12 protein-coding genes and 1 riboswitch are annotated in these 15,363 nt (G+C 60.4%); of the genes, 2 read left to right on the forward strand and 10 right to left on the reverse strand.

All coding sequences use genetic code 11. From position 1 onward, the window contains the following. Nucleotides 1-78: 78 nt before the first annotated feature. The 3 genes from rluA to AC559G_RS07470 form a co-directional block, all read right to left on the reverse strand. Complete coding sequence (gene rluA / locus AC559G_RS07460) at nucleotides 79-729, reverse strand: pseudouridine synthase family protein (RefSeq protein ID WP_498912070.1); 651 nt, start codon at nucleotides 727-729, stop codon at nucleotides 79-81. A 54-nt stretch (nucleotides 730-783) separates the two neighbouring features. Beyond that, entirely contained in the window at nucleotides 784-3,690 is a 2,907-nt protein-coding gene (gene rapA, locus AC559G_RS07465) for an RNA polymerase-associated protein RapA (protein WP_498912071.1), read from the reverse strand. A 404-nt stretch (nucleotides 3,691-4,094) separates the two neighbouring features. Further along, nucleotides 4,095-6,461: a DNA polymerase II gene (locus tag AC559G_RS07470; RefSeq protein ID WP_498912072.1), complete on the reverse strand. Its 2,367-nt coding sequence runs from the start codon at nucleotides 6,459-6,461 to the stop codon at nucleotides 4,095-4,097. A gap of 253 nt (nucleotides 6,462-6,714) precedes the next feature. Here AC559G_RS07470 and AC559G_RS07475 point away from each other — a divergent pair, with 253 nt between their 5' ends. Then, nucleotides 6,715-7,485, forward strand: coding sequence for a DedA family protein (locus tag AC559G_RS07475; protein WP_498912073.1), 771 nt, complete (start codon nucleotides 6,715-6,717; stop codon nucleotides 7,483-7,485). Nucleotides 7,486-7,500: 15 nt separating this feature from the next. On the opposite strand, the gene ilvN is transcribed toward AC559G_RS07475, so the two are convergent. The 7 genes from ilvN to sgrR form a co-directional block, all read right to left on the reverse strand. After that, nucleotides 7,501-7,794, reverse strand: coding sequence for an acetolactate synthase small subunit (gene ilvN / locus AC559G_RS07480; RefSeq protein ID WP_095846013.1), 294 nt, complete (start codon nucleotides 7,792-7,794; stop codon nucleotides 7,501-7,503). A gap of 3 nt (nucleotides 7,795-7,797) precedes the next feature. After that, entirely contained in the window at nucleotides 7,798-9,492 is a 1,695-nt protein-coding gene (gene ilvB, locus AC559G_RS07485) for an acetolactate synthase large subunit (protein WP_498912074.1), read from the reverse strand. A gap of 108 nt (nucleotides 9,493-9,600) precedes the next feature. Then, nucleotides 9,601-9,699, reverse strand: coding sequence for an ilvB operon leader peptide IvbL (gene ivbL, locus AC559G_RS07490; RefSeq protein WP_121525327.1), 99 nt, complete (start codon nucleotides 9,697-9,699; stop codon nucleotides 9,601-9,603). 104 nt (nucleotides 9,700-9,803) lie between these two features. Then, the gene (gene thiQ, locus AC559G_RS07495) at nucleotides 9,804-10,508 is read right to left on the reverse strand and encodes a thiamine ABC transporter ATP-binding protein ThiQ (protein WP_498912075.1); all 705 of its coding nucleotides are present in this window, start codon (nucleotides 10,506-10,508) and stop codon (nucleotides 9,804-9,806) included. Then, complete coding sequence (gene thiP, locus AC559G_RS07500) at nucleotides 10,495-12,102, reverse strand: thiamine/thiamine pyrophosphate ABC transporter permease ThiP (RefSeq protein ID WP_498912076.1); 1,608 nt, start codon at nucleotides 12,100-12,102, stop codon at nucleotides 10,495-10,497. Before thiP ends, thiQ begins: the two co-directional genes overlap by 14 nt. Beyond that, on the reverse strand, nucleotides 12,078-13,064 hold the full coding sequence (thiB, locus tag AC559G_RS07505) for a type 2 periplasmic-binding domain-containing protein (protein ID WP_498912077.1): 987 nt from the start codon (nucleotides 13,062-13,064) through the stop codon (nucleotides 12,078-12,080). The genes thiP and thiB overlap by 25 nt, the downstream gene beginning before the upstream one ends. A gap of 57 nt (nucleotides 13,065-13,121) precedes the next feature. Continuing rightward, nucleotides 13,122-13,252, reverse strand: a riboswitch (TPP riboswitch). A gap of 48 nt (nucleotides 13,253-13,300) precedes the next feature. Continuing rightward, entirely contained in the window at nucleotides 13,301-14,962 is a 1,662-nt protein-coding gene (sgrR, locus tag AC559G_RS07510) for an HTH-type transcriptional regulator SgrR (RefSeq protein ID WP_498912078.1), read from the reverse strand. A 92-nt stretch (nucleotides 14,963-15,054) separates the two neighbouring features. On the opposite strand from sgrR, the gene sgrT reads away from it, so the two are divergent. Continuing rightward, nucleotides 15,055-15,228: a glucose uptake inhibitor SgrT gene (gene sgrT / locus AC559G_RS07515; protein WP_438598339.1), complete on the forward strand. Its 174-nt coding sequence runs from the start codon at nucleotides 15,055-15,057 to the stop codon at nucleotides 15,226-15,228. Nucleotides 15,229-15,363 lie beyond the last annotated feature (135 nt).

Below are 15,363 nucleotides of genomic sequence, written 5' to 3' on the forward strand. Positions count from 1 at the left end.
CTATTTCCTCTTTGAAAACCGAATATGTGGGGCTGAACGCCTAAAGTGCCGTTCAGCCCCAGTTGTCTTAACGCGGGGTTAGAAATCCTGTTCGGCGCGGAAATGCATCGGCGTCTGGAATACGGGGTGGGTGATGCGCAGCTCTTGCGCATGCAGTTGTAAACGCTCGGCCATCGCCCTGGCCTGCGGGTGCGCGTAAAACTTATCGCCGAGGATCGGGTGCCCCAGCGCCAGCATATGCACCCGCAACTGGTGTGAACGCCCGGTGATGGGCAACAGCTTAACCCGCGTGCTGCCGTCGGTGTCGCGTGCAAGCACCTGATAGGCCGTCTGCGCCGCCTTGCCGGTAGCAAAACAAACCTTTTGCAGCGGCCGGTTCGGCCAGTCGCAAATCAACGGTAAATCCACCATCCCTTCATCGTGTTCAAGATGGCCCCAGACGCGGGCGATGTAGACTTTCTTTGGCTCGCGCTCACGGAACTGGCGCTTGAGTTCACGCTCCGCCGCTTTGGTCAGCGCCACTACGATCACGCCGCTGGTGGCCATATCCAGCCGGTGCACCGACTCGGCGGCCGGGTAGTCTGCCTGAATGCGCAGCATCAGACTGTCTTTATGCTCCGGCGCGCGGCCGGGCACGGAAAGCAGCCCGCTGGGCTTGTTGACCACGATAATATGGGCGTCCTGATACAGAATATGTAAAGGCTGCTGTGGGGGATCGTAGCGTTCCATTGTCGGGCTCCGCCGCTGTGGGGTAGGCGGGGGAGCGGGCTCCCCCGTGCACGGTTACTGGTGGGTGACCACCACCAGGCGGATAGCGTCCAGGCGCCAGCCCGCTTCGTTCAGGTTAGCCAGCACCTGGCGGCGGTTGAACTCCAGCGCTTCTACTTCGTCGTCGCGGATGTTCGGGTTGACCGCCTTAAGGGCTTCCAGCCGCGCCAGCTCGCTGCTGAGTTTATCGTCAGCCTCCTGCCTGGCCTGCTCGATTAGCGCTCTGGCCTCGGTTTCCACCTGGCTTTCCGCCAGTTGCAGGATGGCGTGCACGTCCGGCTGCACGGCGTTAACCAGCTTGCTGGACGTGTGGCGATTCACCGCGTTCAACTGGCGGTTGAAGCTTTCGAACTCAACCTGGGCCGCCAGGTTGGTGCCCTTGCGATCCATCAGCATGCGGATCGGCGTGGCCGGCAGGAAACGGGTCAGTTGCAGGTGCTTCGGCGCCTGGGCCTCCACCACGTAAATCAGCTCCACCAACAGGGTGCCGACCGGCAACGCTTTGTTTTTCAACAGCGAAACCGCACAGCTGCCGGTGTCGCCGGAAACGATCAGATCCAGCCCGTTACGGATAATCGGGTGTTCCCAACTGACGAACTGCGCATCTTCGCGCGCCAGCGCCTGTTCGCGATCGAAGGTCACGGTGCAGCCGTCCTGCGGCAGCCCCGGGAAGTCCGGCACCAGCATGTGGTCTGACGGGGTCAGGATGATCAGGTTATCGCTGCGGTCTTCCTGATTGATACCGACGATATCAAACAGGTTGAGCGCAAAGCTGACCAGGTTGACGTCGTTGTCCTGTTCGGCAATGGCGTCGGCTAACCGTTGCGCCTTCTCCCCACCGTTGGAATGCATTTCCAACAGGCGATCCCGCCCCTGTTCCAACTGGGCTTTCAGCCGATCGTGCTGCTGGCGGCAGGCGTGAATAAAGTCGTCGAACCCTTCCTGTTCCGTCGGCGCGGCCAGGAAGGTGATGAGTTGTTCATAGCTGCTGTCATAGATGGTGCGGCCGGTTGGGCAGGTGTGCTCAAAGGCATCCAACCCTTCGTGATACCAGCGGCCCAGCACCGCCTGGGCGGTATTTTCCAGATAGGGCACCATAATCTGGATGTCGTGCTGTTGCCCGATACGATCCAGGCGGCCGATGCGCTGCTCCAGCAGATCCGGGTTGAACGGCAGATCGAACATTACCAGATGGCTGGCGAACTGGAAGTTGCGGCCTTCGGAGCCAATCTCCGAACACAGCAGCACCTGGGCCCCTTCTTCTTCAGAGGCGAAGTAGGCGGCGGCGCGGTCGCGCTCAATGATCGACAGCCCTTCGTGGAACACGGCGGCGCGGATGGCTTCGCGCTCGCGCAGTACCTGTTCCAGCTGCAGCGCGGTTTCCGCCTTGGCGCAAATCACCAGCACTTTTTCATGACGGTTGGCGGTCAGGTAGTTCAGCAACCACTCAACGCGCGGATCGAAGTTCCACCAGGTGGCGTTTTCGCCTTCAAATTCCTGATAAATCTGCTCCGGATAGAGCATATCGCGCGCCCGCGCTTCCACGCTTTTTTTGGCGCCCATAATGCCGGAGACTTTAATCGCCGTTTGGTACTGGGTCGGCAGCGGCAGCTTGATCTGGTGCAGGGTGCGGTGCGGGAAGCCTTTCACACCGTTGCGTGTGTTGCGGAACAGTACCCGGCTGGTGCCGTGGCGGTCCATCAGCATGGTCACCAATTCCTGGCGCGCTTGTTCCGCATTGGCGCCGTCGCTGTTGGCGGCCTTCAGCAGCGGCTCGATATCCTGCTCGTCGATCAGTTCGCCCAGCAGGTTGAGTTTCTCGTCCGACAGGCGTTCGCCGCTCAGCAGCAGGGCGACGGCGTCGGCCACCGGGCGGTATTTCTGCTGCTCGGTAACAAACTCCTGGTAGTCATGGAAACGGTTTGGATCCAACAGGCGCAGGCGGGCAAAGTGGCTTTGCTGGCCGAGCTGTTCCGGCGTCGCGGTCAGCAGCAGCACGCCGGGGATGTGCTCGGCCAACTGCTCGATAACCTGGTATTCACGGCTTGGGGCTTCTTCGCTCCACGCCAGGTGGTGTGCTTCATCCACCACCAGCAGATCCCACTCGGTATCGGCCAGCTGTTCCAGCCGTTTCTTGTTGCGGCGCACAAAGTCCAGCGAACAGATCACCAGTTGCTCGGTTTCAAACGGGTTGCTGCTGTCGAGCATCGCTTCGGCGTAGCGGCTGTCGTCAAACAGCGAGAAATAGAGGTTGAAGCGGCGCATCATTTCAACCAACCACTGGTGCTGCAGCGTTTCCGGCACCACAATCAGAACGCGTTCGGCGCGCCCGGCCAACAGCTGCTGGTGGATAATCATGCCGGCTTCGATGGTTTTACCCAGGCCCACTTCATCGGCCAACAGTACGCGCGGCGCATGGCGCTTGCCGACTTCATAGGCGATATGCAACTGGTGAGGGATCAGGCTGGCGCGCATACCGCGCAGGCCGGCGAACGGCAGGCGGTATTGCTCGCTTTGGTATTTGCGCGCGCGAAAACGCAGCGCGAAGCGATCCATACGATCGATTTGCCCGGCAAACAGGCGGTCTTGCGGCTTGCTGAAGGTGAGTTTGCTGTCCAGCAGCACTTCGCGCATCGCCACGCCGCTTTCCTGTGTGTCCAGGCGGGTGCCGATATAAGTCAGAAGGCCGTTGTCCTGTTTGACTTCTTCAACCTGTAACTGCCACCCTTCATGGTTGCTGATGGTGTCGCCTGGGTTGAACATCACCCGGGTAATGGGGGAGTCATTTCGGGCATACAGACGGTTTTCACCGGTGGCGGGGAAAAGCAGGGTAACCATGCGTGTGTCTAGCGCCACAACGGTTCCCAGACCCAGTTCGCTTTCCGTATCGCTGATCCAGCGTTGACCAAGTGTAAAAGGCATATATTGTCGGCTCGATTCTTTTTTAGTTAGTCTGCTGCTGCGATGCAGCAGCCGGTGTTCAAAGCGGCTTCCCTTCACCTTGTCCCCCAGTCCCTATTGCCGGGGAAAGTCCGTGCGGTCTGTGAGCATGATCACTATTAGCACATCATACTCGTTCTTCCCTGGCAGAGGGCCGTTTGTTCGGCTCAGGGCACAATTGTGCCACAACATCGCAATCGCTCTCGTGGGGTGATGGCCGTGGGGCAGTAGCAATTCACGCCGCGCATCAACGCAAAAGCGGCACGGTTTAACCACGATGTTGTGAGTTATTCAGAATTTGGGAAGGGCGCTATGGTAATGGAAGGCGGCGCGTTCGTCACCTGCAAAACCCAATGAATTTACCGACGCCCCGGCCGGGCAGGGTGTCAGAACAGCCCCATCTGCCCCGTGACCAGCGTTGAAAAATCATCGTGCAGGAAAGGCAGGATGGCATCGGCCACCGGTTGCAACTGGCGCTCCAGGTAATGGTTATAATCAATCGGCGAGTGCCGGATCTCCAGCGGTTCAGGGCCAGCGGTGGTCATCACATAGCTTATCCAGCCGCCGTTCTGGTATTGCAACGGCCGCCCCTGCTGGCGATTGTATTCATCGGCGATGCGCGCCGCCCGGGCGTGCGGCGGCACGTTGCGCTGGTAATCATCCAACTGCCGGCGCAGGCGTTTGCGGTAGACCAGCCGGTCATCGAACTCGCCGTCTTGCAGTTTCGCCACGTAGTCACGCACGTAATCCTGGTAGGGCTGCCGCTTGAAAATGCGCTGATAGAGTTGCTGCTGGAACACCTGCGCCAGCGGTGTCCAGTCGGTGCGAACGGTTTCCAGCCCTTTGTACACCATGCTTTCGTTGCCGTCCGCCTGAACGATCAGCCCCGCGTAACGTTTCTTGCTGCCCTGCTCGGCGCCGCGGATGGTGGGCATCAGAAAGCGTGAATAATGGGTTTCAAACTCCAGCTCCAGTGCGCTTTCCAGTTGGTATTGCTGCTGCAGATGCTGCCGCCACCACTGGTTGACGTACGTTACCAGCGCGCGGCCAATCTCGGCGGCCTGCTGTTCGCCGTGGGCCTTCTTCAGCCAGACAAAGGTGGAGTCTGTATCGCCGTAGATCACTTGGTAGCCCCGGTTTTCAATCAGTTCGCGGGTCTGGCGCATGATCTCGTGGCCGCGCAGGGTGATCGATGAAGCCAGCCGAGGATCGAAAAAGCGGCAACCGCTGGCGCCCAGCACGCCGTAAAAGGCGTTCATGATGATCTTGAGCGCCTGCGACAGCGGTTTGTTTTGCTGGCGCTTGGCGGCTTCGCGCCCTTGCCAGATCTGGCCGACGATTGCCGGCAGGCAGTGCTGGCTGCGTGAAAAGCGAGCGTTACGGAACCCGGGAATGGTGTCGGCGTCGCTCTCGCTTTGGGTGCCGGCGACCAGGCCGACGGGATCGATCAGGAAGGTGCGAATGATCGAGGGGTACAGGCTTTTGTAATCCAGCACCAGCACGGAATCATACAGCCCGGGCTGTGAATCCATCACAAAACCGCCGGGGCTGTGCTCTTCCGGCAGCTCGCCCTGGTTGGGCGCCACGTAGCCCAGGCGGTGCATGCGCGGCATATACAGGTGGCTGAACGCCGCCACGGAACCGCCGCTGCGATCCACCGCCAGCCCGGTGACGGTGGCGCGCTCGAGCAGAAACGGCAACAGTTCCGCCTTGGCGAAAATACGCGTTACCAGCTCACAGTCTTTCAAGTTGTAGCGCGCCAGCGCGGGTTTATCTTCGGCGAAGCGCCGGTCGATCTCCGCCATGCGTTGGTAAGGGTTATCAATGGCTTTGCCTTCGCCCAGCAGCGCCTGCGCCACATATTCCAGGCTGAACGAGGGGAAGTTCCAGGTGGCGGATTTCAGGGCTTCAATGCCGTCGATAAACAGCCGCCCGGCCGCGCTGGCGAAAAAGTGGTTTTGCTTAAAACCGTGCTCGCGCCACTCCAACAGGCCGCCGCCGCGGCCGAAACGCAGCGGGATACGGTAGCGTTCGGCGTGTTTTTGCAGCACGCGCAGATCAAATTGCACCAGATTCCAGCCGATGATCGCGTCCGGATCGTGTTGCGCCAGCCATTGATTCAGCCGCTCCAGCATTTGCGGGCGGCTGGCACAGTATTCCAGGGTGAAATCGAGTGGCTCCGGTTCGCCGTTGGCCGGGCCGAGCATGTATACCTGGCGCTGGCCGCAGCCTTCCAGCGCGATGGAATAAAGCTCGCCGTGGGCCGAGGTCTCGATATCCAACGACACCAGCCGCAGCGGCGGCCGATAGTCTGGCGCCGGCTTCATCTGCGCATTGATCAGCCTATCGCTGCCGGCGGATTGGCCGCTGAACCACACCGGGGCGGTGATAAAGCGCTCCATCAGGTAGCGCTCCGGCGGGCGGATATCCGCTTCGTAAACGTTGACGCCGCCTTCCCTGAGCCGTTTTTCCAGCGTGATCAACTGCCGGTGCTGGCGGCAATACAGGCCGAGCACCGGGCGGGAATGGAAGTCTTTCAGCGGCAGCGGTTTTAGCGTGGCGTGGCGCTCATCACGCAGCAGCGCTTCGGCCCGCGAGCGCTGTTCTTGCGGGATAAACGCCACCGAACTCTGCGGCGCCAGGCACAGTTGCTTTGGGCCGTGCTCGGTTGCCAGCCAGAATTCAATCTCGGTGCCGGCGGCGGTATCGCGCCAGTGCCGGGTGAGCAGAAAGCCTTGCTGAAGTGGTGCCACGCGGTTCCTGATACCTATGTTGATCCCCTGGGCCTTGCCGTCATGCCGGGGTGGATAGAAAGCAATATGCCTAAATGTAGCAACGCCAATGCGCCTGCAACATGCAGTATAATGGCTTGTAGTATGGTTATTTATACAGTCATTGTCTACCGTCTGGTGGCGCCGCCAAAATCGAATACAATTCAGCAGTTGACGCGGTGACAACCGGGCCGGACAATCCCCCGCCCACTAGCTTGAGTTAACCTGAGGTTGAATGGAAGCCTACTTGCAGCACCTGATTACCCAGTCTCTGGCATTCACCCTGATGGTGATCGTGCTGGTGGCGTTTCTGGAATCGTTGGCACTGGTTGGGCTGCTGCTGCCCGGCACGGTGATGATGGCCAGCATTGGCGCCCTGATCGGCAGCGGACAGGTGGATTTTTACCCGGCCTGGGCCGCAGGCATAGTGGGGTGCTTGCTGGGTGACTGGAGCTCTTATTTCATCGGCCGCGCTTTTAAAGCGCCGCTGCACCGTTGGTCGTTCCTGAAAAAGCACAAAGCGATGCTGGATCGCACGGAACATGCTTTGCACCAGCACAGTATCGTCACCGTATTGATTGGCCGCTTTGTCGGCCCCACGCGCCCACTGGTGCCGATGGTGGCCGGGATGCTGGATTTACCGCCGTACAAGTTTGCCCTGCCAAACATCATTGGCTGTCTGGCCTGGCCGCCGGTCTACTTCTTCCCTGGCATTTTGGCCGGCGTGGCGCTGGATATCCCGGCCGGCGCCAACAGCGCGCTGTTCAAATGGCTGCTGTTGGCGATGGCGCTATTGCTGTGGCTGGCGGCATGGCTAAGCTGGCGCTGGTGGCGCGAGGGGAAACGCAGCGCCGATCGCCTCAGCCGCTGGCTGCCGCCGCCGCGCTTGCGCCTGGCCTGTATCCTTGGCTGGGCCGCCGCGGCCGTGTGTTTCTATTTCCTGCACCAGCAGCCGCTGATGCCGATATACCGCCACCTGCTTTGGCAGGTGGTGGCCACCGGTTAAGCCGATGGAGGGCGATTATTGGAAAAATGCCGCCAACTGCTCGAACACCCGCACGTCTTCGCTGTGGCGCTTCACCTGTAGCACGTCCTCCAGCTTTTCCACCTGGCTTATCATTTGCAGTAGCCGCTGATCGTCTGCCACCAGCAGCCAGATGCGGCTTTGCTGGCCATCCTTGAGCGGCAGGCACAGAATGCCCTCCACGTTAAACGCCCGGCGCGCAAACAGACCGCATACGTGGGTCATTACGCCAGGGTGGTTGCGCACCGCCAGTTCCAGGATCACCTGTGGGTTTTGTTGTAGTGATTGCATGGCTTATTCTCCAATCATCTCAATATTGGCGGCGCCCGGCGGCACCATCGGGAATACTTTCTCATTGATATCGATCAGCGCGTGGATCAGACACGGGCCGGGGCGCTGGATCGCCGCTGCCAGTGCGGCCTGCGGATCGCGCTCGGCGTTCAGATCGCAGGTGTCCAGGCCAAAACCGGCGGCGATCTTGATGAAATCGGTGCGTTTTGGATAGGTGGCGGCAAAAATGTGCTGCTGATAGAACAGCGATTGCTGTTGGTGCACCAGCCCCAGCGCTTGGTTGTTGATCAGAATGATTTTGACGTCCAGATTGTGCTCAACCGCGGTGGCCATTTCCTGGATGTTCATCATCATGCTGCCGTCGCCGGAGAAGCACAACACCTTGCGCTGCGGCTCGGCCAGCGCGGCGCCGATGGCGGCCGGCAGCCCGAACCCCATGGTGCCCAGCCCACCGGAGGTGAGCCATTGGCGCGGGCGGCTCAGCGGGTAGGCTTGCGCCACCCACATTTGGTGCTGGCCCACATCGGTGGTGATGATGGCGCTTTCGTCCACGCAGCGCGCCGCCGCCCGGATCAGCCCATAGTGGCAGAGCGGATCTTCGGCGTTGGGCATGTTAAACGGAAATTCGCGTTTCAGATCCTCCACCATCTGCAGCCATGCGCTGCGGGGCGCAGCTTCGATCTGTGGCAGCAGTTGCGCCAGCACCTGGCCGACGTCGGCGTGCAGCGCCAGATGCGGCTGCTTGATCTTGCCAAGCTCGGCACGATCGATATCCACATGAATGATTTTAGCGTTGGGGCAAAACTGCTCCGTTTTGCCAATTGCGCGATCGTCAAAGCGGGCGCCCAATACGATCAGCAGATCCGCTTCCTGCAAGATGAAGTTGGTGCTACGTGCGGCGTGCATCCCCAGCATGCCAAGGGAAAGCGGGTGCTCCACCGGTAAAGCGCCCAGGGCCATCAGGGTCATGGTAGTGGGCAGGTTGGCGCGTTCCGCCAGCTCACGCGCATTGCGGTGGGCTGCTGCGCTGATGATGCCGCCGCCCAGATAGAGCACCGGCCGTTTGGCCTGGTTGATCATCATGGCGGCTTGCTGTACGGCGGCGGCGTCGAATGCCGGCGGCGTATCCGGTTGCGCAATCGGCGGCAATTGATCCAGTTCGATCTCGGCGGTTTGCACATCTTTGGGGATATCGATCCATACCGGCCCCGGCCGGCCGGATTCGGCGATGCGGAAGGCATCGCAAATTACCTGCGGCAGTTCGCTGATGCTGCGCACCAGATAGTTGTGTTTGGTGATGGGGATCGAAATACCGTAGGTATCAACTTCCTGGAAGGCGTCGGAGCCGATCATGGAAGAGGGCACTTGCCCGGTAATGCAGACGAGAGGGATGGAATCGAGCTTGGCGTCGGCGATGGCGGTGACCAGGTTGGTGGCGCCGGGGCCGCTGGAGGCGATGCACACCGCGGCTTTGCCATTGGCCCTGGCCATGCCCTGGGCCATAAAGCCGGCGCCCTGTTCATGGCGCGCCAATACGTGGCGGATGGTGTTGCTCTGGCTGAGCGCATCATACAGCGGCAGCGCCGCGCCGCCGGGAATGCCGGCGACGGTGGTGATGCCCTGGCGCTCCAGCAGATGCACGATCAACTGGGCGCCGGTAAAGCGCTGCCGTTGGTGAGGTTTGCCCGTGGTTTCCATTGTCTCGTCCTTCTTCTTGGCCGGTTGGCTTTGAGCGGGATACAGAGACAAGAAACCCCGCTCGGTTGGCGCCGGCGGGGTTTTGGGAATCGTGTGTTGATTCGGACCCTACGGCGCGTTGCCGACGACCACCACCACACGAACGACCACAGCCGCGGCAGGTTGCGCGGTGTTTAGTAGGGCCGAAGTCAGTGCAGATGCGATCACAGGGAACCTTAAGTATCAACAATAATAGTCAGGCAACATAAAAGCACAGGCGCCCAACGGGAACAACCGATTTATTGGCGGACACCTAAGAAATGCGCGCTGGATCACGGCTGTGCCGGTATGCCCAGGATCTGCGCTTCAGGCGCACGGCCCTCGACCAGCGCCTGAGTCGGGCCGTCGTAATAAATCCGGCCGTCAACCACCAACAGCGTTCGCTTGGCGATGCGGGCGGCATCGTCCAGATTATGCGAAACCATTAGCAGCGTGAGCTGGCGCTGGTGACAGACGTTCTGCAACAGTTGCAGCATCTCGCTGCGCAGCGCCGGATCGAGCGCCGAAAAAGGCTCGTCCAGCAGCAGGATCGGCCGTTGCCGCACCAGGCAGCGCGCCAGCGCCGCACGTTGGCGCTGGCCGCCGGAAAGCTGCGACGGCAAGCGTTGCAAGTGCTCCTCCAACCCAACCTGGGCGGCAATCTGCGCCAATTGCCGTTTTTGTTCGCCGTTCAGGCGCAGGCCGGGGTTAAGCCCCAGCCCAATATTTTGGGCCACGGTCAGGTGAGCGAACAGGTTGTTTTCCTGGAACAGCATGGAGACCGGGCGTTTGGCGGGCGGAGTGGCGGTGTGATCCTCGCCCGCCAGCAACAACCGGCCGCTGGCCGCCGGCAGAAAGCCGGCGATCAGGCTGAGCAGGGTGCTTTTGCCCGCGCCGCTTGGCCCAAGCACCGCGACGCGCTCGCCCGGCTGGATGTGCAGATCAAAGCGCATCGGCAGGTGTTCATACAGATAGGTCAATTTTTCAAGCGTCAGCATGGCGGCCCGGTAAGCGTTCAATCAGGGTAAACAGCAGGAAGCACAGCAGCAGCAACAGCAGCGCGGTTACGGCGCCGTCATGGCTGCGATAGGCACCAATTTGTTGGTACAGATAGAAAGGCAGGGTACGGAATTGCTCGTTGCCAAACAAGGCCACCACGCCAAAATCGCCGATCGACAGCACGCAGGCAAACGCCAGCGCCTGCGCCAGCGGCCGGCGCAACGCTTTCAGTTCGATCCAGCGCAGCCGCTGCCAGCCGTGCATATCCAGCGACAGGCACAGGGGGTTGTAGCGTTCCGCCAGATCGCGCATGGGGTTGTCGAGCACTTTCAGCGCGTAGGGGATCGCCATCAGCGCGTTGGTCAGGATCACCAGCCCATAGGGCGACTGCGGCAGGCCGAGGGTATCGTTCAACAGCAGGAAAAAGCCGGTGGCCAGGACAATGCCCGGCATCGCCAGGATCACCATGCCGCTCAACTCCAGCGCCTGCCCCCAGCGCAAACGGTGCCGAAGTTTCAGTTCACGGCTGCTCCACAGCAACAGTATCGTCAGCGTGACGCACAGCACACCGGCGCCGATCGCGATGCGCAACGAGGTAAACAGCGCCTGCCAGAGGATCTGCTGTTGCAACACGCTCACCAGTGCCTGATTGGCGCCGTCGGCAATCACCGCCAGCAGCGGCGGCAGCAACAGCAGCAGAGCTGCGGTTATCAGCAGGCCGTCGTTGATGCGCCGTGGCAGGCTGTCTTCCGGGTTGCGCCAAAGCGCTGCCTGGGTCGCTCCCACCGGCAGCGCCTGGCTCAGGCGCTGGCTAAGCAGCACCAGCCCCAGGCAACAGGCCATCTGGATCAACGCCAGTAGGGCGGCGCGGCTAAGATCGTAGTCGTAGCTCAGCGCCTGATAAATCGCCAGTTCAATGGTGGTGGCCTGCGGGCCGCCGCCCAGCGCCAGCACGGTGGCAAAGCTGGCGAAGCAAAGCATGAAGATCAGCGCGCCGCTCGGCAGCAACTGGCGCCGCAGCGCGGGCCATTCGACGATGCGAAACTGCTGCCAGCCGTTCATGCCCAACTGGGCGGCCAGTTGGCGCTGTTCCACCGGGATATTTTCCAGCGCTTGCAGCAGCAGGCGGGTGGCGAGTGGAAGGTTGAAGAATAAATGGGCCAGCAGGATGCCCTGCAGGCCGTAAGGCGAGAAGTGATATTCTACGCCCAGCCAGCCGCACAGGGTGGCCAGCCAGCCCTGGCGGCCATAGACGCTGAGCAAGCCGAACACCGCCACCAGCACCGGCAGCACAAGCGTCATGGCGCACAGGCGCAACAACATCGCGCGGCCGGGAAAGCGGCGCCGATAGAGCGCGCGCGCCAGCCAGATGGCAGGCAGCACCGAGATCAACGCGGAAAGCAGCGCCTGCCAGAAGGTGAAGCGCACCACATGCCACAGGTAGGCATCGTGCCAGATTGCCGTGGCGTTGCTTGCCGGCGCGTGGCGCCACAGCGCGCCTAGCGCCAGTGCGGCGATCAGCACGATCAGGCCGGCGGCCAGCAGGCCTGGCAGCAGCCAGCCGGGGATTAGCGGCTTACCGCGTTTTGCCATGCCCGGATCCACTCCCCACGGTGTTGCGCCACGTCTTCAGCACTGTATTGCAGCGCCACTTTCGGCACCGGCATTTGGTCAAACCCGGCCGGCAGCGTGGTGGTGATCACCGGGTACATCCAGTTGCCGGTCGGAATAGTGTTTTGGAACGCCGGGGTCACCATGAATTGTAAAAAGCGCTCTGCCAATTGCGGATGCTTGCTGGCCTTTAGCTTAGCGGCCACTTCCACCTGCAGATAATGCCCTTCACTAAAGCTGGCTGCGGCATAGCTGTCTTTCTTTTCTTCAATCAGGTGGTAGGCCGGCGAGGTGGTATAGCTGAGAACCAGATCGCCTTCCCCTTTCAGGAACAGACCATAGGCTTCGCTCCAGCCTTTGGTGACGGTGACGGTTTTTTTCGCCAACTGTTGCCAGGCCTGCGGCGCGCTGTCGCCGTACACTTTTTGCACCCACAGCAACAGGCCAAGCCCCGGGGTGCTGGTGCGCGGATCCTGATAGATGATTTTCCAGGGCTTATCGCTGCTCACCAGTTCTTTCAGGCTCTGCGGCGGGTTTTTCAGTTTGTCTTTGTTGTAAACGAAGGCGAAGTAGCCATAGTCGAACGGCACGAAGGTTTTATCCTGCCAACCGCCGGGCAGGGTCAGCTTGCTGGTATCCACCGCACTTGGGGCAAACAGGCCGATTTGGCCGGCGGCCTGCAGCAAGTTGTTGTCCAGCCCCAGCACCACGTCGGCCGTGCTGTTTTTGCCCTCCAGGCGCAGGCGGTTAAGCAGCGAAACGCCATCCTCCAGCGCAACGAATTTCAGTTCGCAGCCGCAGTCTGCTTCAAAGGCTTTTTTCACCGCCGGGCCGGGGCCCCAATCGGCGGCGAAGGAATCATAGGTGTAAACCGTCAGCGTTTCTTTAGCCAATGCCGGCGCGCTGGCCAGCAGCAATAGGCAGGGAAGTAATTTTTTGACCACTTTGCACTCCTGGGCGATAAGGGGCAAAGGTATCTGAGGGTGGGGTGAATGGTTAGTCAACGCGCCATGCTCAAATCCCTCCGCCGGTATGGACCGGATCAGGTTCGACGGGTTTGTTCTCAGCGGAAGAGATTGCCGCACGCCGGATAAACGCGCGCCGGGCACCTTCCGCACCCCGTTGAGACGGCGTTATTGTAAAGATTAACGCGCGCCGGCGAAAGCGGCTTCTTTCTTTGTCAGGCCTCAGGTGGGGCGAACCAGGCGGATTTAAAGTCAAACCAGCCCAGCGTATTCATCCGCACCCCGCGCATGCTGCGCTGGCCGTGCAACTGCAGCCAATGGTGAAACAACGGGTGTAGCTGATGGTGATGGACCAGACGCTGGCAGAATTCCGCCAACGGCAGCATATTGTCGTGCCACAAGGCGGCGTCTTGGCGCAGTTCGTCATTCATGCAGTGCTTCAGCAACGGCAGTTCATACAGCGTAGCAAAAAGCGAGAATTCCAGCGGCAGATAGAAATTTGCACTGCCCAGCCACAAATCGCTGACCGCGTTGCCCTGGTGCCAGGCGGCGTAGTCCACCACCTGAATATTCAACTGGATGTCGTGCTGCGCCAGCAATGGCACGATCGTCTGTTGGATGGCCTGGAATTCCGGGTGCTCGTTGTAAAAGGTCAGCGTTAGCTCGCGCAGGCCGGCGGGTTTCGGCTGCCGGGAAGGCGCACGGCAATGATGCCAGCGCGGCAATATGCCGTAGGCCGGCGACCAGTAGCGTTGATACTCCGGCCCGGCATTGTTCAACAGGGTAATCGGGTTAATCAGTTCACACAGCCAACGGCGGGTGGCTTCATCCGCAGCCAGCGGCGAGCGCTGATCGAATAACAGGAAGTAGCAACCCTCCTCCAGCCGGCTTTCCAGCTCATTTTTGCCGGTATCGTCCGCCTGCAGTTGAACGCCTGCATATACCAATTCCTCGGTGATTTCCGGCAGAACCCAGATATTGACCTCGTCGATCAGGGCGCGGTAGCCGAAATAGTCATCGAAAGCGTGAATCTTCATTTGGCTCTGGTGATTGCGCACCACCCGGTAGGGCCCGGTGCCGACCGGGTGGCGGGCAAAATCCGGCAGGCTCTGCCATTCATGCGGCAGGATCATGGCGTGCACGCTGCCCAGCAGCCAGGGCAGCCAATAGTCCGGGTGGTGCAAGTGCACGTCGATCACATAAGGGGTGGGTGATACGACCTTGGCCAGATGGGCGAACAAAGGTTGCGGGATCAGCCGTGTCAGCGAAGCGATCACGTCTTGCATTTCCAGTTCTCGGCCGTGATGGAAATGGATCGCCGGGCGCAGGTAAAAACGCCAATGCAAGGGGGTGATGGCTTGCCAGTGATGGGACAGGTCGGGTTCCAGTTCCCCATTTTCCTCATTTATTCGCGTCAGGCCATTAAAGATTTGCCGGGCCAGATGGGTTTCCGAGCGGCGCAACGGCGAGCCGGGCTGCAGGTTATACAACTGGCGATAATAGAGCACGCGCAGGATGTGCTTGCCCTGGCGGAAGCTGCGCCCCAGTTGGGAGAGCAGCATTTGGCGCACCACGTTTTTATCGCCGACCAGTTGCACCAGTTGATCGATCTTATCCTGTTCCAGCAGTTCTTCGGCCCGCTGCTGCTGCAGCGCCAGCCCGGTGTAATGAAAGGTGAGCTGCGAACGTTTGCCGCGCCCGGCTTCCGCCTGCCAGGTCAGCCAGCCTTGCTGCTGCATGGCGCTGAGCAGTGAGCGCACGTGGCGGCGCGAGCAATTCAGCACTTCTGCCAGTTCTTGCAGCGTGGTTTCTATGGGGTGGCCGTGGCAACACTGCCACAAGCGGATGAACTGTTGTTGCAGACGTGGGCTGGGCATAAAAGAGGAACTCTCCGCGATCGATTCGTCAATTTATCTTTCCCTATATTACGCCGATAATTTTCCTCAATGAAGGCGTGGGGAGGTGGCTTATGACTGTTTTCTTGTCTAAAGGGTTTTATCAACGTTATTTCGATGCGGTTCGCCGCCAGAAGGCCGATTGGCTGAGCGTTGTGCCGGAACAGGCTAGGCTGGATACGCTGGCGCATTTAACCCAGTGGGATATGAGCAAACTGAGCGATGACGAATACCGGAAGCACCTGTAACCGACCATCTTGAATGTTTCTGAGTAATGGTGCATTTCACCAGCCAGTGGGGCCATCCCACTGGTTTTTTTATTGCTTTATTCTGTGGGTGGCCTTCTGTAGCATGGGGGCTTCGCTTCAGCTCAGGGATGAATA

The sequence above is a fragment of the Gibbsiella greigii genome, from assembly GCF_039540155.1.
Lineage (GTDB): Bacteria > Pseudomonadota > Gammaproteobacteria > Enterobacterales > Enterobacteriaceae > Gibbsiella > Gibbsiella quercinecans.

Coding starts and splice junctions, on each gene's coding strand:
- AC559G_RS07475 (WP_498912073.1), top strand. CDS start 6,715: ATGGAAGCCTACTTGCAGCACCTGATTACCCAGTCTCTGGCATTCACC.
- sgrR (WP_498912078.1), bottom strand. CDS start 14,962: ATGCCCAGCCCACGTCTGCAACAACAGTTCATCCGCTTGTGGCAGTGT.
- rapA (WP_498912071.1), bottom strand. CDS start 3,690: ATGCCTTTTACACTTGGTCAACGCTGGATCAGCGATACGGAAAGCGAA.
- rluA (WP_498912070.1), bottom strand. CDS start 729: ATGGAACGCTACGATCCCCCACAGCAGCCTTTACATATTCTGTATCAG.
- ilvN (WP_095846013.1), bottom strand. CDS start 7,794: ATGCAATCACTACAACAAAACCCACAGGTGATCCTGGAACTGGCGGTG.
- ilvB (WP_498912074.1), bottom strand. CDS start 9,492: ATGGAAACCACGGGCAAACCTCACCAACGGCAGCGCTTTACCGGCGCC.
- thiQ (WP_498912075.1), bottom strand. CDS start 10,508: ATGCTGACGCTTGAAAAATTGACCTATCTGTATGAACACCTGCCGATG.
- sgrT (WP_438598339.1), top strand. CDS start 15,055: ATGACTGTTTTCTTGTCTAAAGGGTTTTATCAACGTTATTTCGATGCG.
- thiP (WP_498912076.1), bottom strand. CDS start 12,102: ATGGCAAAACGCGGTAAGCCGCTAATCCCCGGCTGGCTGCTGCCAGGC.